The sequence below is a fragment of the Brevibacterium limosum genome (assembly GCF_011617705.1).
Classification (GTDB): Bacteria; Actinomycetota; Actinomycetes; order Actinomycetales; family Brevibacteriaceae; genus Brevibacterium; species Brevibacterium limosum.
The window spans coordinates 1,005,976-1,027,399 of sequence record NZ_CP050154.1 but is presented as its reverse complement, the minus strand read 5'-3'; the positions used below and the strand labels follow the sequence as shown (position 1 = coordinate 1,027,399).

18 protein-coding genes are annotated in these 21,424 nt (G+C 64.8%); 8 read left to right on the top strand and 10 right to left on the bottom strand.

Going from position 1 to position 21,424, the window contains the following annotated elements:
* Positions 1-5 precede the first annotated feature (5 nt).
* From GUY37_RS04605 to GUY37_RS19475, 3 genes are all read right to left on the bottom strand, one after another.
* Positions 6-1,811, bottom strand: coding sequence for a formate--tetrahydrofolate ligase (locus GUY37_RS04605; protein WP_166822778.1), 1,806 nt, complete (start codon positions 1,809-1,811; stop codon positions 6-8).
* Between the two features lie 167 nt (positions 1,812-1,978).
* Positions 1,979-3,250: an ATP-binding protein gene (locus GUY37_RS04600; protein WP_166822775.1), complete on the bottom strand. Its 1,272-nt coding sequence runs from the start codon at positions 3,248-3,250 to the stop codon at positions 1,979-1,981.
* Between the two features lie 129 nt (positions 3,251-3,379).
* Positions 3,380-3,598, bottom strand: a complete 219-nt coding sequence (locus GUY37_RS19475) for a MerR family DNA-binding protein (RefSeq protein WP_407645389.1) — start codon at positions 3,596-3,598, stop codon at positions 3,380-3,382.
* Between the two features lie 313 nt (positions 3,599-3,911).
* Between GUY37_RS19475 and GUY37_RS04590 the strand changes: the two genes are divergently transcribed.
* Both GUY37_RS04590 and GUY37_RS04585 read left to right on the top strand, forming a co-directional pair.
* Entirely contained in the window at positions 3,912-4,100 is a 189-nt protein-coding gene (locus tag GUY37_RS04590; RefSeq protein ID WP_166822769.1) for an alpha/beta fold hydrolase, read from the top strand.
* A gap of 25 nt (positions 4,101-4,125) precedes the next feature.
* Entirely contained in the window at positions 4,126-4,878 is a 753-nt protein-coding gene (locus tag GUY37_RS04585) for a class I SAM-dependent methyltransferase (RefSeq protein ID WP_166822766.1), read from the top strand.
* 72 nt (positions 4,879-4,950) lie between these two features.
* Here the strand turns inward: GUY37_RS04585 and GUY37_RS04580 are convergent, their stop codons facing one another.
* Together GUY37_RS04580 and GUY37_RS18985 are read right to left on the bottom strand one after the other, a co-directional pair.
* Positions 4,951-6,096: an FAD-dependent oxidoreductase gene (locus GUY37_RS04580; protein WP_166822763.1), complete on the bottom strand. Its 1,146-nt coding sequence runs from the start codon at positions 6,094-6,096 to the stop codon at positions 4,951-4,953.
* A gap of 51 nt (positions 6,097-6,147) precedes the next feature.
* Positions 6,148-6,339, bottom strand: a complete 192-nt coding sequence (locus tag GUY37_RS18985; RefSeq protein ID WP_228278459.1) for a CueP family metal-binding protein — start codon at positions 6,337-6,339, stop codon at positions 6,148-6,150.
* Between the two features lie 184 nt (positions 6,340-6,523).
* Here GUY37_RS18985 and GUY37_RS04575 point away from each other — a divergent pair, with 184 nt between their 5' ends.
* A complete protein-coding gene (locus tag GUY37_RS04575) occupies positions 6,524-7,162 on the top strand; it encodes a YdhK family protein (protein ID WP_228278362.1) in 639 nt (212 codons plus the stop codon).
* Positions 7,163-7,171: 9 nt separating this feature from the next.
* Here GUY37_RS04575 and GUY37_RS04570 read toward each other — a convergent pair whose 3' ends face one another.
* Together GUY37_RS04570 and galE are read right to left on the bottom strand one after the other, a co-directional pair.
* Positions 7,172-7,972: a DUF3626 domain-containing protein gene (locus GUY37_RS04570; protein ID WP_266096659.1), complete on the bottom strand. Its 801-nt coding sequence runs from the start codon at positions 7,970-7,972 to the stop codon at positions 7,172-7,174.
* Between the two features lie 86 nt (positions 7,973-8,058).
* Positions 8,059-9,051 (bottom strand): UDP-glucose 4-epimerase GalE, encoded by a 993-nt coding sequence (gene galE, locus GUY37_RS04565; RefSeq protein WP_166822754.1) that lies wholly within the window; start codon positions 9,049-9,051, stop codon positions 8,059-8,061.
* A gap of 120 nt (positions 9,052-9,171) precedes the next feature.
* Between galE and GUY37_RS04560 the strand changes: the two genes are divergently transcribed.
* Both GUY37_RS04560 and GUY37_RS04555 read left to right on the top strand, forming a co-directional pair.
* Positions 9,172-10,293: a hypothetical protein gene (locus GUY37_RS04560; protein WP_228278361.1), complete on the top strand. Its 1,122-nt coding sequence runs from the start codon at positions 9,172-9,174 to the stop codon at positions 10,291-10,293.
* A gap of 85 nt (positions 10,294-10,378) precedes the next feature.
* On the top strand, positions 10,379-10,903 hold the full coding sequence (locus GUY37_RS04555) for a Dps family protein (protein WP_152347420.1): 525 nt from the start codon (positions 10,379-10,381) through the stop codon (positions 10,901-10,903).
* A 93-nt stretch (positions 10,904-10,996) separates the two neighbouring features.
* Here GUY37_RS04555 and lhgO read toward each other — a convergent pair whose 3' ends face one another.
* Positions 10,997-12,214 carry an L-2-hydroxyglutarate oxidase gene (lhgO, locus tag GUY37_RS04550; RefSeq protein ID WP_166822751.1) on the bottom strand — a complete coding sequence of 406 codons (1,218 nt, stop codon included), beginning with the start codon at positions 12,212-12,214 and terminating at the stop codon, positions 10,997-10,999.
* 478 nt (positions 12,215-12,692) lie between these two features.
* Between lhgO and GUY37_RS04545 the strand changes: the two genes are divergently transcribed.
* Positions 12,693-15,563, top strand: a complete 2,871-nt coding sequence (locus tag GUY37_RS04545) for a choice-of-anchor G family protein (RefSeq protein ID WP_166822748.1) — start codon at positions 12,693-12,695, stop codon at positions 15,561-15,563.
* 137 nt (positions 15,564-15,700) lie between these two features.
* Here the strand turns inward: GUY37_RS04545 and GUY37_RS04540 are convergent, their stop codons facing one another.
* Positions 15,701-17,230 (bottom strand): deoxyguanosinetriphosphate triphosphohydrolase family protein, encoded by a 1,530-nt coding sequence (locus GUY37_RS04540; protein WP_166822745.1) that lies wholly within the window; start codon positions 17,228-17,230, stop codon positions 15,701-15,703.
* Between the two features lie 118 nt (positions 17,231-17,348).
* Here GUY37_RS04540 and GUY37_RS04535 point away from each other — a divergent pair, with 118 nt between their 5' ends.
* A complete protein-coding gene (locus GUY37_RS04535; RefSeq protein ID WP_166822742.1) occupies positions 17,349-17,891 on the top strand; it encodes an STM3941 family protein in 543 nt (180 codons plus the stop codon).
* 64 nt (positions 17,892-17,955) lie between these two features.
* Complete coding sequence (locus GUY37_RS04530) at positions 17,956-18,174, top strand: hypothetical protein (protein WP_228278360.1); 219 nt, start codon at positions 17,956-17,958, stop codon at positions 18,172-18,174.
* 70 nt (positions 18,175-18,244) lie between these two features.
* On the opposite strand, the gene GUY37_RS04525 is transcribed toward GUY37_RS04530, so the two are convergent.
* Positions 18,245-21,415 (bottom strand): FAD-binding and (Fe-S)-binding domain-containing protein, encoded by a 3,171-nt coding sequence (locus tag GUY37_RS04525; protein ID WP_166822739.1) that lies wholly within the window; start codon positions 21,413-21,415, stop codon positions 18,245-18,247.
* Positions 21,416-21,424: the final 9 nt, after the last annotated feature.

Here is a 21,424-nt window from a genome sequence, read left to right as displayed (position 1 = left end):
GGTGGTCAGAAGAGGCCGGTGATGTTTCCGTCCTCCGTGACGTCGATCTTCAGTGCCGAAGGTTCACGCGGCAGGCCGGGCATCGTCATGATGTCACCGGCGATGACGACGACGAATCCGGCACCGGCTGAGAGGCGCACGTCCTTGACCTCGATGATGTGGTCGGTCGGCGCCCCACGCAGACTCGCGTCCGTGGACAGCGAGTACTGGGTCTTCGCGATGCACACGGGTGCAACGCCGTAGCCCTCATCGGTGAACTGACGCAGCTTCCGCTTGACCTTGGCCGGCAGGTCGACGTCTTTCGCCTGGTAGATCCGATGCGCGATGGTGCGGATCTTGTCCTCCAGCGGCAGATCGAGGTCGTAGCTGAAGCGCGCACGCGAGGCGGGATCGACGGCAGGGGCCTCGGCGTCCCCGGAGGCGGTGCCGGCGACGAAGACCGAACCATCGTCGACGGCCGGTCCGGCCGTACCGGAACCCATGCCGTCACCGGAACCTCCGTCCCCCGCAGCCGCGACAACCGCTTCGGCCAGGGCGAGCGCTCCCTTGCCGCCATCGGCCCAATGTGTCGACTCGACGGCCGCAACACCCAACCCGTCCAGGTGCGAGATCGCCGCGGCCATCTCCTCATCCGTGTCGGTGGGGAACCTGTTGAAGCACACGACCGGGGTCAGCCCGTAGATCTCGCGCAGGTTCCGACAGTGCAGTTCGAGGTTGCTCATCCCGTCGAGCACCGCTGACACATCAGGAGAGTTGACGTCGGCCACGTCGACTCCCCCGTGGTACTTCAGCGCCCGCAGGGTCGCGACGACGACCACGGCCGAGGGCCAGATCCCGGCAGTGCGGCACTTGATGTCGAGGAACTTCTCGGCCCCGAGGTCGGCACCGAACCCGGCCTCCGTGATGGTCCAGTCGCCCAGCGCCAGCCCGGCCTTCGTCGCGAGCAGGCTGTTGCAGCCGTGGGCGATGTTGGCGAACGGTCCGCCGTGGATGAATGCCGGTGAGTGCTCCAGGGTCTGGACGAGGTTCGGTGCCAGAGCGTTGCGCAGCAGCGCGGTCATGGCCCCGGCTGCCCCGATATCGGCCACGGTGATGGGCTCGCGCCCACGGCTGTGCGCGAGCACGATCCTCCCCAGGCGTTCCTTGAGGTCGGACAACGAGGTGGCCAGGCAGAACACGGCCATGACCTCGCTGGCGACGACGATGTCGAAGGCGTCTTCGCGGGGCACTCCCCCGTTGAGTCCCCCGAGTCCGACGACGACTCCACGCAGCGCTCGGTCGTTGAGGTCGACGACGCGGCGGAGGTGGATGCGCCGCGGGTCGACGTCGAGGTCGTTGCCGAAGTGGATGTGGTTGTCGAGCATCGTCGCAGCGAGGTTGTTCGCCGCTGCGATGGCCGCGAAGTCCCCGGTGAAGTGGAGATTGATGTCCTCCATCGGCACAACTTGGGCGTATCCGCCGCCGGCCGCGCCGCCCTTCATCCCGAAGACCGGGCCCATGCTCGGCTCCCGGAGTGCCAGCACGGCCCGTCCGACCTCGGACTTCGATCGGGCGAGTTCGTTGAGTCCGTCGGCCAGGCCGATGCTCGTCGTGGTCTTGCCCTCGCCGGCCGGAGTCGGGCTCATGGCTGTGACGAGGATGAGTCGACCGTCCGTGGCGGACTCGGCCGCCTGGTCGAGGACGTCGATGGGCACCTTCGCCTTCGTCCATCCGTGGGGAATGATGTCCTGCGCGTCGAGACCCAGCCCAGCGGCGATGTCGACGATGGGATCGAGCTCGGCGCTGAGCGCAATATCCATATCTGTGGTCATAAGGCCATCATGCCCGTTCTGCGAGATTTTGTGACCATCACCGACCCGAGAATTCGCGCAATGTGCACTGAGTTGCGCCCACCGCAACATCTCCCTCGCCGAGGCGGCCCTCCGCAACGTGCCCGACTGAGCATTCCGCGGTGTACCGCCTCAGGGTCAATCCACGCTCAAGGGCCGAGCAACGCCAACGGAATCACCGCAACTCCGTCGGGACGACGGTAGGCCGTCTCACCCGTAGTTATCACCACGCGGTTGACCAGTCGATCCCCGACCTTCTCTGCTAGCCAATTGAGATGTCGCACGTCGGAGTCGCCGACTGTTGCGGCAAGTTTGACCTCGATGGCCACAACGCGTCGATCTTCACCCTCGACGATGAGGTCGATTTCGCGATCGGTGTCCCTCGTCCTCAAGTGTCCCACGCGCGCTTCGGCTGCTTCCGCATAAACCCGCACACTCTGAGTCGCCAGCGATTCAAACAGCGCTCCGAGCCATGTGCCAGTCGTAGCTGCGACTCTTTGGCCGTCTCCATTGAGCAGGCCGCTTTGACCGACCCCGCTCAATCGTGCGGCTATGGCTGGATCGACAAGGTGATGTTTCGGGGTTCTGGTGAGCCGCTTGAGGGGATTGAATGCCGGGATCCATGCAGGCAGCGGGTCGAGGATGAAGAGCCGTTGCAGATGCTCTCGATACGATTGGACTGTATTTCTCGCAGGTTTGTCTGTTTCTCCTGCAGTCGCCGCGTCAAGAATCTGTGTGAAGTTCGCATCGGTCGACGTTGCGGCCCCGTAGGCTGACAACCACGACCTCAGCGCGTCGGGTCGTTTGACCTCGATTCCGTTCTCGGGCAGTTCCTTTTCAACGATCCGAGAAACGTAGCTGTCGAGCTGAAGGCGGCGGGCTCTGGCCGACAACTGTCTGATGCCCGGAAAGCCCGAAGCGAGAATCTCTTCGGTGTATTGCGACAACCGGATCGGCGATTGCCCACCAATCGCAAGCTCTGCATCGTGCAGAAGCCCCGACAGTGAAACGCTGGGTTCGCATATCTTTCGCTCTGCCAGTGACAGAGGTCGCATAGTCATTGTGACGATGCGCCCTGCTCCTGAATGGATTCGCGCGTTCGGTGCCACGCCCGCCGATCCCGCAAGCAGGAATCGACCGCCTCGAGAGTCATCGTCAACGGCGGTTCGAACCCTATCCCAGACCTCCGGCACAAGTTGCCATTCGTCGATCAGTACCGGCGCAGGAATATCGATAATGTGGTCATAATTCGCCTCAACGACTTCTCGCTGGGCGGGCCGATTCAGTGACAGAACAGACTGCACACGCTGTGTCGCCGTTGCCGTCTTGCCCACACCCTTAGCACCCTCGAGAGCGACCGCCGACAGAGGGGGAAAGACCTCATCCAGAACGGAGTCAATGATTCGTCTGCTGTACGGCATAGACCGAATCTACCATCCCATTGAGCAGATCGCGATATTCCTATTGAGCAAATCGCGGTATTCCTGTTGAGCAGATCGCGGTATTCCCACTGAGCGTTTCGCGCCCCGTCCCGTCACACTGCTCCCCATTCACCCCGCATACTCTGAACACTCCGGACACCGGGTCATGAGATCGTGACGACATTCGCGAACATGGAGGAGGAACTTCTCCGCCGAGTCCAGTGAAGTCCGCTGCGCACGAATCGCCGACAGCCTGGCAGCGATCACCTCCGCACGCCCCGCCTCACCGCGATGCAGGATCGCCCGGATCTCGGAGAGACTCATACCCACGCTCTGACACGACAGCACTGCCTCGCGCCCACGAGATCGCCCGGCGTTTTCGCGTCCGCCTGTGGGATATGCCCGGCTACGGCGAGTCGATCCCCGATCCCTCCGACGCGTCGGCACAGCCGACGGACGACTCCCTCGCCGAGGCGGCCCCCGCCGTTGACCTCATCACCCAACGACACCGTCGGCCGTCGGCGTCTCGAATCTCAGCCCGGAATGGCTCGCCGTACTCAGCGCACCGTGGTGCACCGACACCGGTCAGGCGGCTTTCTACCGCCAGATCGCCGCACTGCTGCCGGAACACACTGCACCCATCGTCGACCGCCTCGGCGAGGTGCGCTGCCCGGTCCGCATCGGCTGGGGCGAGGACGATCCGTGGATTCCTGCTGATCAGGCCGATCGTCTCGCCGAGGCTCTCCCCGCCCGCCCTGACGTGACGCGTTTCCCGCACTCCGGCCATCTCGTCCCGCTCGAAGCACCGAGCGACTTCCTCGGCGACGTCACTGAGTGGCTCGACGCCTGAGAGTCGCGTGCGCGAAGATGACGGTATGCGCACTTTCGACGAGCTCGTCACCGAGGCCCAGTCCGCCGATGTCACCGGCTGGGGGTTCGACTGGCTCGATGGGCGCGCCACCGAGGAGCGACCTCCGTGGCGGTACTCGACGTTGCTGGCCAGGCGGCTGTCGACGGCGACCGCGGCCCTCGACATTGACACAGGCGGCGGTGAAGTCATCGACGAGGCGCCCGTGCTGCCTCCGCGCATGGCGGTGACCGAGTCGCACCGCCCCAACGTCGCCGTGGCCCGTCACCGGCTCGGTCCACGCGGGGTCGACGTCGTCGAGGCCGACCCGCACCGATTGACCTTCGCCAACGGCAGCTTCGACCTCGTCACGTCGCGACATCCCGTGAGTCCCGCATGGTCGGAGATCGCCCGTGTGCTCATCCCCGGCGGCACCTACCTCGCCCAGCACGTCGGTCCGACCTCCGCCTTCGAACTCATCGAGTTCTTCCTCGGCCCGCTGCCCGAGAATCGACGAGCACGGCATCCGCAGACCGAATCAGATGCCGCCGAGGCGGCCGGGCTCACGGTCGAAACCCTGCGCACCGCACGGTGTCGCTTGGAGTTCTACGACGTCGGCGCGATCGTGTGGATCCTGCGCAAGTGCCCGTGGTGGGTGCCCGATTTCGCGGTCGCTGACTACCTGCCGCAGCTGCGCGAACTCGACGCGCGGATGCGTCGTGGTGAGCCCTTCGTCGCCCATTCGACACGACACCTCATCATCGCCTCAAAGCGCCGCTGACCCGGCCGCGCTCGCAGGCGATCCGTCACCGGCGTCGCCCGAAGCGTGCCGAGGCTCTGCCACATCGCCACGTCAACGGATAGTGCACCCCACCCGGAACCGGTCCGGCACGCCGCCTGCACCCGTGGCGAGGTCGGCTGCGAACTCACCGAGCAGCGGCGCGAACTTCGCCCCGTGCCCCGAACAGGCGGAGACGATGACGAGACCGTCGACCTCGTCGATGACGAAGTCCTCGTCCGGGGTGTTCGTGAACAGGCACGTGGCCTCCGCGTACGGTTCCGGAATGAGTCCCGGCAGATTCCGCTTCGCGTAGTCGATCATCCGGGTCCGCATCTCCTCGGTGATCTGTCCGTCCTGGTCAAGCGCGGAAGCGATCACCTTCCCACCGTTGAACTGCGCGAACTTCTGCCCCGCGAAACCGGCATCGCGCCCGCCGGGCAGTCCGTAGGTGAACATCTCGTCGGACTTGTGGATGAACGTCGGCCAGGGCGCGCTCGGCCGCCCATCCTCGTCGGCGTCGCGGTAGGGCATGTGGAACGCCTGCTCCTGCCGCACTTCGAACCGCGGCAGTGCACCAAGGAACCCTTCCGGAAGCCCCAGATCGCCGAGGAGGTCGGGCAGCCATCCGCCGGCAGCGACGATGACGCGGTCGCCTTCGACGACGTCCCCCGTCGCCGAGGCGACACGGAAGCCGCCCGCGGACCGTCGAGCCACCTCGGTGACCGTCCAATCTGTGAGGATCCGGGCACGTCCGGTGTCCACCGCACGGTCGAGCATGGTGGTCACCGTGGTCTCGGCGTCGATGACGCCGGCATCGGGGTGCCACAGGACCTCGGTGTCGAAGACGAACTGCGGCCACCGTTCAGCGGCCCGTGCCGGGTCGAGGACCTCGTGCTCGACCCCGACCTCGTCGAAGATCTCGGCGAGCAGGCTCGTATGCCGGGCATCGCCGAAGTCGACGGCTCCCGTCCGGGTGATCAGCTCGGTTCCCGATTCCACCTCGAGACCGTCCCATAGTCCACGGGCGCGCAGGACGAGTTCGGTATAGAGACGATCCGGGTAGGCGTACCGGAAGATGCGGGCCGAACCGTGGGAGCTCCCCCGGTCGTTGGCCGGAGTGTGCCGTTCGAGCACGGTGACGTCCTCGCCGCGCGCGGTCAGGGAATACGCGGCTGCGGCACCGGCCAACCCTGCTCCGATGACGATGTGGTGGGGCATGACAGTTCTCCTGTCGAGTGAGTGAAAGCGGCCGGTCTCCTATTCTCGCGCTTACTGCAGTTGGAGGTCGGTCACGCAGGTGGGTCCGTCGCTCTTCGTCGAGAATTCGGTCGAACCGGCCTTGCCCTCGGCGGTGATTCGGATGGTGCCGCTGATGTCGGACGGCACCCAGAACGCGACGAATCCGTTGTCGAAGGTCGTCGTCTTCTGCTGACCGTCGGCACGGCCGCTCCCAACGCGAATTGCTTCATCTTCTTCTATCTCCCCACGTCACTACGGGTGCAGAGCACTTATGCCATCTTGGCAAGCATACCCTTCTGGGGTATACGGTGGTAAAGGCAGGTCCACCGGGTGGGTGGCTCGAAAGGCCCTCATCCTCCGCCGTGCGAACCAGACGCGACAGTCTCACAGAATCAGGAGACCACCTTTGAAGAAGCTCACACCGACCGTCCGCCTCACGGCAGTCGCCACAGCGATCGGGCTGGCGCTGGCAGGCTGTTCGACCGGCAGCGACGGCACCCAGGGAACCAGCGGTGACGACACTCCCAGCGAAACTGCCTCCCATGACGGCGGCGGATCCGATCACGAAGACATGAACAGCAGCGGAGCCGACCACGAACCGGGCGGCCACGAAGGGCACGCAGCCGATGGCGGTGCGCCACCGGAGGGAATTGCGAAGGCCAGCGACCCCGAATTCTCCGTCGGCGACACCGTCGTCCTCTCAGCTGATCACATGCCGGGAATGAAGGGGGCTGAGGCAACTGTCTCCGGTGCCTTCGACACGACGACCTACTCGATCAGCTACACCCCGACCGATGGCGGGGATCCGGTCAAGGACCACAGATGGGTCGTCCACGAGGAGCTCGAGGACCCGGGAACGGCACCGTTGAAGAAAGGGGCGAAGGCCACCGTCAATGCCGACCACATGCCCGGCATGAAGGGCGCCGAGGCGACCATCGACTCAGCGACCGACGAGACCGTCTACATGGTCGACATCACAACCGATGAGATGGAGATGACGAACCACAAATGGGTCGTCGAAAGCGAGATGAAGTCCGCGAAGTGAGGCGTGGTCTCACCAGGTCCGTCCGAATCGCGCGAGGCAGTGCCAGACCTTCTTGATCTGCTGCCCGTCGAGATCCCACGCCCGGCGGGCGCGTGCGATATCGATAGGTCTCAGCTGCGCCGAATTCCCCATAACCTCGGCGACTCGGTGCGCGAGATCCGCCACCTCCTGGCCCCGATAGTCCGGATGCGCGGCGATTTCGGCAACCTCGGCGACATAGCCCGGATGAGGCTCGACGGCGAGACCACAGCGGTCCGCCGTCTCCAGCACCGCATGATCGTCGAAGCTGGGATCGATCACCAGCACTTCGACATCTTCGGGCACCCTCACCCCACCGTGGACATGAGCCTCGATGTAGTGATCGAGACGGTCGCGGACGATCCCGCACCCCTGAGCAGCAGCCTGGTCGATCGCCCGCTCATCACGACGATAGTCGGCGATGAGGCTCATCCGGTCAGCAACCCCGAAGAGCTCCGGCTCGAAGGTGCTGTCCGGGTAGGCGAACGTCGCTCGCGCAAGAACCTCCGGACGAAGACGCAGGTAGGCCGAGCCGAACCGCGGTGCCGGCCCATAGGGGTCGCCGTCGAGGTCAAGTGCCCCATAGACCGGTCGTTGCCGCACGTCCACATGGTCATAGGCTCCGCCGAATATCCGCTGCTCCCAATGCCATCGGTCGCCACCCGGAACGGCGGTCAGGCCCCCATTGCTCGTGCCAGTGACGAATTGGGACACATACTGCCCACAGTCGAGGATCGACGCCAGGACGCCGGCCCCCGAAGCATCAGCACCGGGATGGAAATGCAGTGCCACACGCGCCTCGGCCGGCAACTCGCGCCCCGGCGCGGAGCGTGCTCGGACCCACTGAAGTGCTGTTGCGGATGGGTCCGGCTGGTTCATCATTCCTGGTCGGGCAACATCCCCGCGGCCTCGACGGCGCTGCGGACGATCTCCTCGAGACCGAACTCCGCCTTCCAGCTCAGCAGGGCCGAGATCCGGGAGACGTCGGCGACCAGCGCCGGCGGGTCACCCGCACGACGCTCGCCCATTTCAGGGATGATGTCACGGCCGGTCACCTCGGCGATGGTGTCGATGACTTCCTTGACCGAGGCGCCGGTTCCGGTGCCGACGTTGAACACGGTCTCCGTGGTGCCGCCGGCCTTCATGTAATCCAGGGCGGCGATATGAGCCTCGGCGAGGTCCTTGACGTGGACGTAATCGCGGATGCACGTGCCATCCGGGGTGGCGTAGTCGTCGCCGAAGATGATCGGCGCCTTGCCGTCCTTCAACCGCCCGAGCACGATCGGAATGAGGTTCATGACGGCCGTGTCAGCGAGTTCCGGCCAGCCGGCACCGGCGACATTGAAGTAGCGCAGCTTCACGGCATTGAACGTGGTTCCCCGCATGGTGGAGGCTGTGATCTGGTTGTCGATCATCCACTCGCCGATGAGCTTCGTCTGGCCGTAGGGGTTGATGGGGCGGCAGTCGAGGTCCTCGGCGACCATCTCGACATCGGGCATGCCGTAGGTGGCGGCCGACGAGGAGAAGACGAGCGATTCGATGCCTGAGCGCTCTACGGCGGCGAGGATGTTCGTCAGTGCACCGATGTTCTGCCGGTAGTACATGACCGGTTCCTCGACGGATTCGCCGACCTGCTTCTTCGCGGCGAAATGGATGATCGAGTCGACGCCGTGGTCCTTGATCGCGGACACCAGGCGTTCCTCGGCATCGGCGGCGGCCAGGTCGAGGTTGACCACAGGCAGGTCTTCGACGCGAGCGTCGATGCCGGTGGAGAAGTCGTCGACGACGAGCACATCGTCTCCGCGTTCGGTGAGCAGCCGCACCACATGCGAACCGATGTAGCCTGCCCCTCCGGTCACCAGAACTGCCATTGGCCGCGTCCTCCTTCGTCTCACCGACTTCAGATCATCCGTCGATCCTTCGACATCAGAACATCTTCGATATCAGAATACGTGTTCGCCGCACAGGCATCGACCCGGCCTGAATGTGCCGTGGGGAAAGCGTCGGAATTCGCCGCCGCCCTGGCCATGGCCGCCGGCCCCTGCCACAGTGGGAAAATGCACATCCTCCTCATCTGCGATCCCGGTCCCCCGAGCCGCCGAGTGGCCGCGCTGAAGGACGAGTTCGCCGAACTCCTCCGGCAGGATTTCGAGTCGGAGGTGACCGTCGACGTCTGCACCGAGGCGCTCCGCGTCCAGGCAGACCATCGGCTGGAGCTGTCGACTCTCGATGCGATCGTCGACCGCTATCCCGCAGCGGACCTCGTCATCATGCTCACGGACATTCCGCGCCACACCCAGGGCAAACCACTTATCGCCGAGGTGCTGCCGGCTCGCAACATCGCCGTGATCTCCTGCCCGACCCTCGGCGCACTGACGACGAAGCGCCGGCTGCTGAAGATCTATATGAGCTGCGTCAATCAGCTCCTGCCCGACGGGCATCTGCCGACGAAGACGCACCGTCTCCCCCGCTGGGGCCGGTGGTCGAGCCGATCCGAGACGGGACGCCGCACCCTCCATGCTCACACCTTCACCGGCGGAACTCGCCTCGTCGTGGGCATGACCATGGCCAATGAGCCGCTGCGGATGGCCCGCAGACTTTCACGCGCCATGGCCGCAGCCGCTGCCACAGGGGCGTTCGGCATCTTCTACAGCTCCATCTGGCAGATGTCACACCACCTCTCAACCGCCCGGCTCATCTCGATCGGAGCTATCGCCATCGCTGTCATGGTCGGTTGGCTGATCACGATCAATCGCCTCTGGGATCGTCCTGTCAATGAGCGCCTGGCTCAGGTCGTCTTCTACTACAACCTGTCCACCGTGCTCACACTCATCATCTGTGTGACGGGTCTCTATGCCTTGCTGGTCATCGGCATCCTCGCCGGTGGGCTCATCGTCATCGACCCCGAGTTCATGGCGCAGACGATCCACCGACCCGACGCTCGCCTGACGAACTACCTCGACATCGCGTGGCTGAGCGCGGCGATGGGCGTCGTCGCCGGCGCACTCGGCTCGAGCTTCGACAGCGACATCGACCTCAAGAACCTCACTCACGCCCAACGGCTGCGCTCCCGCGTCTACATCGCCCAGGACGACGAGACCGGTACAACCTGACGGGGGTTCCGTCCCGCTCAGGGCGGCGTTATGGTGGCCACAGACTCCGGATCAACGCGAGACCGGAGAGATAGGAGCAAGAATCATGACACAGTCAGTGACAGTTCCCGACCCCCACGGCTCAGAGAAGACCACTCGCGAGAACGCCGAACACGGCTTCATAGCCTCCGACGCCCTGACCAAGAACCTCCAGACGGTTCTGGTCGACTTCATCGCCCTGAGCCTCACCGCCAAGCAGGCGCATTGGAATATCGTGGGCACGAACTTCCGTGACCTCCACCTCAACCTCGACGAGGTCACAGACGTCGCTCGTGCCGGCAGCGATGAGATCGCCGAGCGTATGCGCGCCCTCCACGCCTCACCTGACGGTCGCCCCGCGGTGATCGCCGAACAGACCGGGTTGCCGGAGTTTCCGAACGGCGAGATCAGCACCCATGATGCGATCGACCACATGGTGGCGTCGATCGAAGCCACCGTGGCCTCGATGCGCGACTGCCATGACGAGGTCGACTCGGCGGATCCGACGACCGCCGACATCTTCCACAGCTATATCGCTCAACTCGAGCAGCAGGCCTGGTTCATCAGCGCAGAGACCCGCACACCCAAGTGAGTCGCTGCGGCTGAGCAGCCACTCTGATCTTCGGGCCGCCTCCCCGTCCTCACGGTCGGGTAGGCGGCCTTTCGTCGTCGACGCCCGGAACCGTCATCGTCGGCCGTCGATGATGCCGACGAGGTGTTCGGCAATGGCCAGCGCCGAGGTGGCTCCCGGGGACGGCGCGTTCCTGACGAACATAGTGGCTCCCGCCCGATCGATGACGAAATCATCGACGAGTGTTCCGTCCCGATTCATCGCCTGGGCGCGGATTCCGCGGGTGGCGCGGTGACCGCCAGCTCCGGCGAGGGAGGGGACGTAGCGAGCCGCCTCGGCGACGAATCTCTCGATGGAGAGCACCCCCGGAAGCTCACGGGCAGCGGTGGCCATATTGCCGGCGGCGAAGCGCCAGAATCCAGGGTCGGCGGCCACAGCCAGGGAATCGGGGATGTTGAGACCGAGGCCCCGGTAGCCTTCGCGGGAAAAAGAGAGGAAGGCGTTGGGCCCGATCATCAGTCCGCCGTCGATGCGCCGGGTCACGTGGACGCCGAGGAAGGGATACTTCGGGTCAGGTACGGGGTAGATGAGTCCGTTGACGGCATCGCTGTGTGCGGCATCGAGGATGAAGTATTGGCCGAAGAATGGCACCACGGTCGGTGTGCGGGCCTGTCCGGAGCGGGCGGCGAGGCGGTCGGATTGGAGCCCGGCACAGACGATGACGTGGTCGAATTCCTGGGCGTCGACCGGCGTGCGGACGATGGCAGTGTCACGGGCGGTGGGGCCGCCTCGGTGATCGACGGACTTCACCGGGGTGGAGAAGCGCACGCGGCCGCCGTGGGCGCGGAAGTCGGCAACGAGGGCGTCGGTGAGTCCGGAGTAGTCGATGATCGCGGTATGGGGTGAGTGAAGTGCTGCGAGGCCTTCGGCATTCGGTTCGATTTCGCGCAGGCCATCGCGCTCGATCAGGGCGATGTCGGGGACGCCGTTGGCTCGGGCGCGGTCGTGGATGGCGTGGAGGCGATCGACTTCGACATCGTCGGTGGCGACGACGACCTTGCCGCATTCGTCATAGGCGACTCCGTGCTCCTGGGCGAAGTCGCGGATGAGGTCGACGCCGCGGCGGCACAGCGTGGCCTTGAGGCTGCCGGGTTCGTAATAGAGACCGGCATGGACCACTCCGGAGTTATGGCCGGTCTGGTGGGCTGCCGGGCGGTCTTCCTTCTCGAAGAGGGTGACGTCGGCGGAGGCGTGGCGGGCCAGGATCTCGCGGGCGACCGCGGCTCCGATGATGCCTGCTCCGATGACGGCCCACCGTGTTGTCTTCGCCATGTCTCAACTCCTTCGTCGATCTCCATCGTTCCTGCCGGTTGAGTCGACTGTAGACGCTGGCAAAGTGCCAGGCGTGACCCGTCCACACCACGGAAGTCGTGACCTTGCGGGTCACCGATTGGTCACAGACCGACTTTGAGCGCAGACCTGTGTGTCTCAAACCGTGACAATAAGGAGCTGTCTCAATGACTCGATTATGACCGTGGCACTTTTTGAACCGTAAGATTCTTCTCGAGTCTGTAAGCCCGCCGCCTGGTCGTTTATTGGTCAAGGCACGCTCGATGCCGCCGTCGCCTGATATCCGCAACGGCCTCTTGGATCTACCTGAGCGTAACTATAACGACGAGGTAACTTTTCTTGTTATTCACTGATTACTTTTTCATTACTTCGTAATGTTGTGAGGGATCTGCCAGGAAACTGCCCGTTTCCGTCCAGGCTGTGCTTGGAAATGATCAGGACCCGAACGATGTGGAGAACCATGAGAAAACTGAGAGGCCGGCCCGGAACCAGTCGGAAGATCGCGGTGGGCACAGTCGCCGCCGCCTCGGCGCTGGCGCTGACTGCAATGACCGTGTCCCCGGCGGCGGCCGCGGGTCGCCCCGACAATGGACCGCAGCAGGACGCCGAAGCGTGGGGTCAGCTGATCCAGTCCGATCTTCTCGGCGGACAGCTCGCGGATGTCGCGTCTGCGTACAGCAGCTCGCCGGCAAGCACCACAGCAGCGTCTACTCCGCTGGACATCGAGGCCCTCAACCTGCTTCGGGTCGATCTCGGTCCGGGGCTCACGCTGCCGCTGGTCAGTGGACCCGGCGGTGTCGGTCTGCTCGATCTCGGCGAAGTCGGTGCGCTCAATGCATACGGCAAGGCCCCCGCCTACAATTCGGCGAAGGCAAGCGCCGGAGCAGTCGGAGAAGACGGAGCGCTCAACCTCGACCCTGGCAATCCGGGTGACTACGGCAACGCCAAGGTCAATCTGACCGACCTGCTTGATCAATTGGACGTTGCTCCACTGTCAGACGAGATCGTCGACGAACTCTCGCTCGAGCTTGGCGCCCTCGGCTCCACTGCTGAGGCAGCAGGCGCGGGGGTCACCTCCGAATACGTTCTCGCCGATGCCAAGGTCAACCTGACGAGCCCTCTCGTCAGCGGCGTCTCAGAGGACCTCGATACAGCGCTCGTAGGGGTCGGCGATACCGTGGACTCTGCGGTTGCAACTGATGGCGCTCTTGGCAAGATCATGAGCAACCTCGACCTTGATGCGGGTATTCCTGGCCTGGGCGTCAATGTCACCTCTGGTGACATCGGCGTGGACGGCCTTGACCAGGCGCTCGAAGACCTCAGCGCTGAGCTCCTCAAGACTCCACTCGAAGATGGCGACCCTGCTGTCGACGGAGACGAAATCGTGTCGATCGACCTGTCCACTGGCAAGGTCACGGTCAATGTGGCCAACGCTGCAGGCGACCAGGGACTGAACGGCCTCGATCCCAACACACAGTTGCTCGATGACACCACGCTGAACAACATCAGTGCGGCAATCACCAAGGCTCTCGGAACTCTGACGACTAAGGTCACCGATGGAGTGACCGACGTCGTCAACAACACTGCCGTGACGCTCAACCTGAAGGCCGGTCTGTCGGCGAGCATTTTCAACACGAATGCTGACATCAAGGTGGAGACCACCCTCGGTCAGCTGGCTGGAACAGACACCGATTCCGACCCCACGGTCACGGTGACCACGAACAGCAGCGGAATCCTCGATAGCATCCTCAAATTCCTCGGGATCAATCTTGATGAACTGAATGCCAAACTCGTAAATCCGCTGATTGATGAGCTGGTCAAGGCTCTCAGCTCAACTCTCGGTGGCGTCATTGAGGGAATCGGAACTGATCTCTCTGACAATCTGGACGGAATCGTCGAGCCCGTTGTCACCGGTTTGGACGGAGTCCTCGAGAACCTCAACCTCGTCGCCGATGTGACGATCAATGAGCAGCCGACCAAGAAGGAGCCCGCCCAGGAGAGCGAAGTCAAGGGCGACAACGGCCCCGGCTTCACCGTGAACGCTGTCAGCCTTGAGCTGCTCAATGGTTTGACAACCACTCAGGCTCCGGGCGATGTAGCTGACATCAACCTGGCCTCGTCCTCGGTCCGTGCGACCGCGGACGCACCGGCCCCGGGCGATGACGATGCGAACACCAACGCAGCGGCCTCGGCATCGGCTTCGGCCGACGCGGACGGAAACAACGATCCCGCCGCCCAGGCCGCCTCCGAGGCAGCTGCGGACAACGATGCCGACAACACGGCATCGGCAGCAGCTGACGAGAACGCCGAAGCAGCGGCAGAGTCCGCAGCGACCGAGGACGCATCCTCCGAGGCGTCGGCTGATTCGACGACGGATGAGAACGCTTCGTCGACGGCTGCATCACAGGCCGCCGCACAGGCCGACAACACCGATGACACGAACGCAGAGGCATCGACGGCTTCGGACGCCAACTCCGCTGCCGCTTCTGAGGCCGCTTCCACCGCTGACTCCTCGAACGAGGCGTCCGCAGAGGCAGCAGCCGAGTCTGACGCAAGCGCAGCTGCGGACCCAGATGCCGCAAACGAAACCGATGCGAATGCCAATGTGAACGCTGCTGCTTCGGCCTCGGCTTCGGCCAACGCCGATGACAACGGCAATGCTGTCGCAGAGGCAGCCGCCCAGGCAGCCGCCGACAACGATGCCAACAACACGGCATCGGCAGCAGCTGACGAGAACGCCGAAGCAGCAGCCGAGTCCGCTGCCAACGAAGAGGCCTCCTCGGAGACCTCGGCGGATGCGACCTCGGATCCGAACGCCTCCGCACAGAAGGCAGCCAACGCCGCCGCAAACGCCGACAACTCGGACTCGACGAACGCACAGGCATCGGCCGCAGCCAACGCGAACGCCGGCGCTGCAGCCTCTGCCGCCTCGACAGCTGATTCCTCATCTGAGGCTTCAGCTAACGCTGCCGCAGACGGTGGAGAAGCCAGCGCTTCCGCCGACGGTGACGAAGCGAATGCTTCGGCCGACGGAGGCGCAGCCAGCGCCTCGACTGACGGCGACGAAGCCAACGCTTCGAACGATTCCGAGAAGGCCGCCTCGGCGAACTCCTCGGCGTCGTCGGATGCAGCTTCGGCAGCGAACGCCGGATCCGCGGCCAACGCCTCGGCCGGTTCGAGCACGAATGCCTCGGGCAGCAGCGATGGCGGAGACCTGCCGCGGACGGGTGCCGATGGCATCCCGGCCATGGTCGGATTCGCCGCACTGCTCCTCGCCGGAGGTGCCGCAGCGGTGTGGGCGACCCGCCGCTACCGCGCCGGCAAACACTGAGGGTGACCCAGCTCAGTTACTGAGCTGACGCCACAACGGCGGGGTCGGAGTGAGAACTCCGGCCCCGCCGTTTGCGTGCTCGTCGACTTCGTACCGAAGCCGTTCGTCATTCACCAGCAGGGCTCAGTCAGCAGACCCTACAACCCGCGTCCGGCCTCCCACGGCTCTTCCGAAGCACCGGTGATCAGGGCGTTGACCGACATCGCCTGCGCATCGGTGAACGAGGCGATATAGTCCACGACCGCCCGCGCCCGGCCCCGGCGGACGACCGCCGCCGCGCCCTCCTCCCCCAGCGCCGCAGGATTGCGCGCATACAGGTCCGAATACTCCTGCGTGGCCGCCTCGACGGAATCAACGAGGCGGCGCGGTATCCGCGTCGCCTCATCCGGGTCGAGCAGCCACTCGTGGAATCCCTCGACCAGGGACGCGATGATCCTCGTCTGCCCACGCTGATACACGGCCAGGTCAGACCGTTCGAGCACGAACCGCGAATGCACGAACTTCAGCACCACCACATCGTGCCAAGCCTCCTGACTCAGCCGCACATGACCGCTGCGGATATGCGGCTCCGGGTCGACGACGATGGACGCCTGCAGCCGGTCGATCCACCGCCTCGTAAACCCGGTGACCGCCCGATCCGCTTCCAGTCCCCCGTCATAGGGAACCCCGAGCAGCCCTTCGACCAGGTCCCGATTGACCCGCTCCACCGAATCCCGGAACGCCTCCTCCGACGCGATCCACGGATCCTTCTCCCCGATGTGCCGCCGAATCGCCTCGAGCGCATGCCCGGGCCGACGCCGATCCAACTCCGCGGAGTCGAGCGCAGCCAACTCCCGGCAGTCACGCAGCCATCGCCCGAGTTCGGCCGACACAGCCGTGTACTGCAGCACATTCGACCGGTAGAAATCGTCGAGGTCATGCACCGCATACGCGATATCGTCGGCGACATCCATGACCGCGCATTCGAGCGTCTGCTGATAGCGCCCGATCGCCGGGAACACCGACAGCACATCGGCCATCTCATCGACCTCGGTGACATAGGCAGAGAACTTCATCGCTCCCTCACCCACCTCGTTGCCGACACCGCGCGGCATCCGCTCCGCCGACGGCGCCTGATCACCGCTCCACTCCCCGCGCTCCCACGGATACTTCAGCACCGCGGCCCGCACTGCCCGCGTGAGGTTGAGCCCACGCGCCGTGGCCTCACAGCTGTCGAGCGCGGTGAGGATCCGAAACGTCTGCGCGTTGCCCTCGAATCCGTCATCGAGGCGCAGCACCTGCCGCGACACCCGGTCGAGCTCCTTCTCGCCGAGGTGGCCGAACGGCGGATGCCCCAGATCGTGGGCGGCCGCTGCCGCCTGCACGACCACCGGATCACACCCGCCGAGGCGGTCCACGAGTTCACGCGTGCGTTCGTCGGAATAGTTCAACGTGATCGCGATCGACCGGGCCACCGCGGAGACCTTGAGCGAATGCGTCAACCGGTTGTGGATGACGGTGCCGGACCCGGCCTGCGGAATGACCTGGGTGACCGAGGCCAGGCGGGAGAAGAACGGGGAGAATCGGATCCGTTCGATATCGACGCGGAACTCGTCCTCTCCGGGGCGGGCCTCCTCGGCGACGTTGCGATTGCGACCGCCCTCGGTATGCAGCTTGAGTCGTTCCATCTCACCAGACTACCGAGTCCTGCCCTCCGAGACCGGGATCAGTCTGCGGGCGAGGTCGCGTTAGGCTGAGGCGTTCAGCCGAAACCGGCGCCCAGTGATCTCAGGAGAACCTCCCAGCATGAGCACCCAGCAGCAATCCATCGAAAACTGGGCGGCCACGCTCAACAACGGCGATGCCGTGTCCTTCGGATTCTCCAAGGGGAAGACGGTCCTGCTTCTCGTCGCCTCGGTGATCTTCGTCCTCGTCGGTCTGGCGATGGGATTGGGCGGGAGCCTGATCTGGGCCATCGTCGGCTGGGTCGCCGTCGTCTTCTTCCTCTGGGGCGTCGTCGTGATGATCCGCCGGCTCTTCGCGGACCGGCCGGCGCTGACGGTCACTCCTGCCGGGGTGGAGATGAAGACCGCCAAGGCCGGGCTCATCCCGTGGTCGCAGATCCTCGACATCCACGGCGCCAAGCAGAACAGCAACGTCTTCATCGAGTTCGACATCACCGACGCCGAGGCGGATCGCCAGTCCGCGGCCGGCCTCGGTGTCGCTCAGATGACCGACGATGAAGGTCACTCGCGGAAGGTGCTCTGGGCGCCCAACGGACTCGCTGCGAACAAGGCCGCTCTGTGCCTGTGGCTCGAGGAGGAACGACAGGCACGCACCGCGGCCTGAGAGTCTCGACGTCCGCACCTCCACCCCCGAACGGAATGCTTGAGAGTCACATCACAGTGGCGTAATGTCAGAAGCCCAACAGGAGGTGGTCACGATGACCGGAGTCAATGAGGATTTCTACCAGCCAGCGACCCAACCTGGCGACATCATCGAAGTCGAGGACGAAGAGACCGGCGAGATGGTCAAACACATCATCTACCTCGACGAATTCGGCAACGGCACGAAGACGCGGCCGCTGACCGAAGAAGAGCTCGCAGACCTCGGCGAGGCATCCGAGGGCTGAACCCGAACCAGCACTCACTCAGCGCAACTGCCACCGCGGACACCGGATCACCGGTGTCCGCGGTCGTGGTTCACGAGGCCTGCTGCACCGCGTGATGGAGCAGCTCGACGATGTTTCTCGGCGTCCGATCCGACAGATGCTGGATCTGCTGAGTGCAGCTGAAGCCGTCGGCGACGATCACGGTATCGGCCTGGGCCTCGCGAATCCGGGGCATGATCACACGCTCGGCGGCACGGACGGAGATGTCGTATTTCTTCCCGGCTTTGAACCCGAAGGATCCGGCCAGGCCGCAGCAGCCGCCGCTCAGGACGTCGAGTTCGAAGCCGAGACGCTTGAGCAGGGCCCGATCGGCATCGGTGCCGAGCACCGCCATGTGATGGCAGTGCATCTGGACCAGCGCCGTCGTCCCGTCGAACTCGTCGATGACCGGCGGCTGGTAGTTCTGCCGCTCGAGGAATTCCGAGAGCAGATACGTCTGCTGGGACAGCCGCTCGGCGTCGTCGTCATCGGCGAGCAGACCCGGCAGTTCGTCCCGGAAGGCCGCCACGCAGCTCGGTTCGACCCCGATGACGGGGATGCCGGCGCGGATGTCCTCGCGCAGCGTCTCGAGCATCTGCAGCCAGAGCTTCTTCGCGAGTCTGAGCATTCCTGCGTCGTAGAGGGGACGCCCGCAGCACAGCGGCCGCGGGGGCACAGTCACCTCATAGCCGGCGTCCTCGAGCACGGCCGCCGTGGCCTCGAGGTTCTGCGATTCGAGGTAGTTGTTGAACGTATCGGGCCACAGGATCACCCTGTCGACCTCGAGGGGAGCCTGATCGCCATGCGGGTGGTTGGAACCGGCTCGGCCCTGCTTCTGCATCTGCGATGTCGAGTAGTTCTCGTCAGCGACCTGCGATTTCGAATGGTGCAGATTCTGCGAGCCGTCATGCCTCCGCTCGGAACGTCGGCTCGCACGGCTGTCAGGATCGACCGGTGTGCCAGACCGGGGCCGGTGGGAGTCGCGGAACTGCGATGAGAACGGCCTCCTGAACTTCGGCACCCCGCGCTGCTGGGCGATGCCGCCGCCGAACTTCACGAGTGCGGACAGGAGCGGTGTCTGCGTCACCGCGTTGACCAGCCCGGGCAGTCTGCTCGCGATCCGCGCCCACCAGTAGATGAGCGTGATCGAGTATTCGCTGCGGGGCCGGAGTCGACCCTGATAGTGGTGGGAGAGGAATTCGGCCTTGTAGGTGGCCATGTCGACGTTGACGGGGCACTCGGATTTGCACGATTTGCATGACAGGCACAGGTCGAGAGCCTCATGCACGTGCTTGTCACGCCAGAGGTTGAGGTTCGACCCGCGCAGCATCTCGAACAGCATCCGCGCCCTCCCGCGAGTCGAGTCCTCCTCTTCGCGGGTGGCCATGTAGCTCGGGCACATGTAGCCGGTGTCGGTATTGCGGCATTCGCCGACGCCGACGCAGCGGGAGACGGCCTTTCCGAAGTCGCCGTCATCATCGGGGAACGCGAAGTGCGTACTCACCGGAGTCAGGCGAGCGTCGGGACCTTTCCTGAGGTTCTCCGTGGCCGAGTACGGTCGCACCGCCTTGCCCGGGTTGAGCTTCCAGTCCGGGTCCCAGATGTGTTTGAACTCGGAGAAGGCGTCGACGAGTTCGGAGCTGTACATGATGTCGAGAAGCTCCGCCCGTGCCTGCCCGTCTCCGTGCTCGCCGGACAGTGACCCGCCGTAGCCTGTGACCAGGTGGGCGGCCCGCTCGAGGAACTTCCGCCACTGCCGCACCCCCTCGGCCGTATCGAGGACGAAGGTGATGCGGCAGTGGATGCAGCCCTGCCCGAAGTGGCCGTACAGCGAGGCCTCGTAGTCGAATTCGCCGAGGAGGTCCTTGAAGTCGCGCAGATAGTCGCCGACCCGGTCGACCGGGACAGCGGCATCCTCCCAGCCCGGGTGGGTCTCCGGCAGACCGGGCACATGGGAAGTCGCTCCCAGTCCGGCTTCGCGGACCTGCCACAGCTTCTGTGCCTCCCAGTCCTCTTCGACGATCTTCGTGGCCAGCATCCGGTCGTCGTCCTTGCAGGCGGCGACGAACTCCTCCGCCTGCCTGTGCGCATCGTCGCGGTCATTCGCGCCGAATTCGACGAGGAGGAAACCGCCGCCTTCGGGCAGGATGTCGATGTCATCGGGATGCAGCCCCTTCCGCCGCATGTACTCGATGAGCTTGTCGTCGATGCCCTCGCAGGCGACCGGACGGTGCTCGCGCACCATCGGCACCGCGTCGCCGGCGCTCGCGGCGTCTTCGAAGCCGACTGCGACGAGGACGCGTTGGGCCATGGCGTCGGTGAGGCGGACCTTGGCACGCAGGATCGTCACGCAGGTGCCTTCGGAGCCGACGAGGGCCTTGGCGACGTCGAACCCGTGCTCGGGCAGCAGTCGGTTGAGGTTGAATCCCGAGACTCGGCGGGGAATCTGCGGGAAGCCGGTGCGCAGCTTGGCGATGTGCTCATCGCGCAGAGTTCTCAGTTCCTCGAGGATGCGCCCCTTCTCACCGCCTTCGGCGATCGCCGCATCCAGCTCTTCGGCGCACAGGGCACCGACGGTGAAGCGCTCCCCGCGATAGGTGAGCACATCGAGTTCGAGGACCTGATCGGCGGTGAGAGGTCCGTGCCCGTAGAACTCGGACATGATGGAGTGCGTGCCGCACGAGTTGTTGCCGATCATTCCGCCGAGGGCGTTGCGGCTGTGCGTCGACGGATCGGGCCCGTAGGTCAGCCCGTACTCGGCGGCGTCCTGACGCAGATGATCGAGATTGCAGCCGGGTTCGACCCAGGCGGTCTTCTCCTCCGGGTCGATCGATTCCACGGCATTGAGGTATTTCGAGAAGTCGATGATGACGGCTTCATTCGTCGTCTGCCCGGCCAGGCTGGTTCCGCCGCCGCGGCTCGTGATCGGCAGCTCGAAACGATGGCACAGGGCGACGGTGGCGATGACGTCGTCGAGGGTGCGCGGGACGACGACTCCGATCGGCACGTGCCGGTAGTTCGACCCATCCGTCGAATACGCTGTGCGGCTGCCCTCGTCGAAGCGCACCTCTGCCTGCGTGGTCGCTTCGAGTTCTGCGGCCAGCCGTCTCACCGGCGTCGACAGATCGCGGGCGGTGGCGGTGCGGGACACGGTCGGAATCCCGTCGAATCGGATCGGCAGCCTGTCTGTCGACGCGGTTCGGCTTGCGACAGTGTGGGACATCATCGGCTC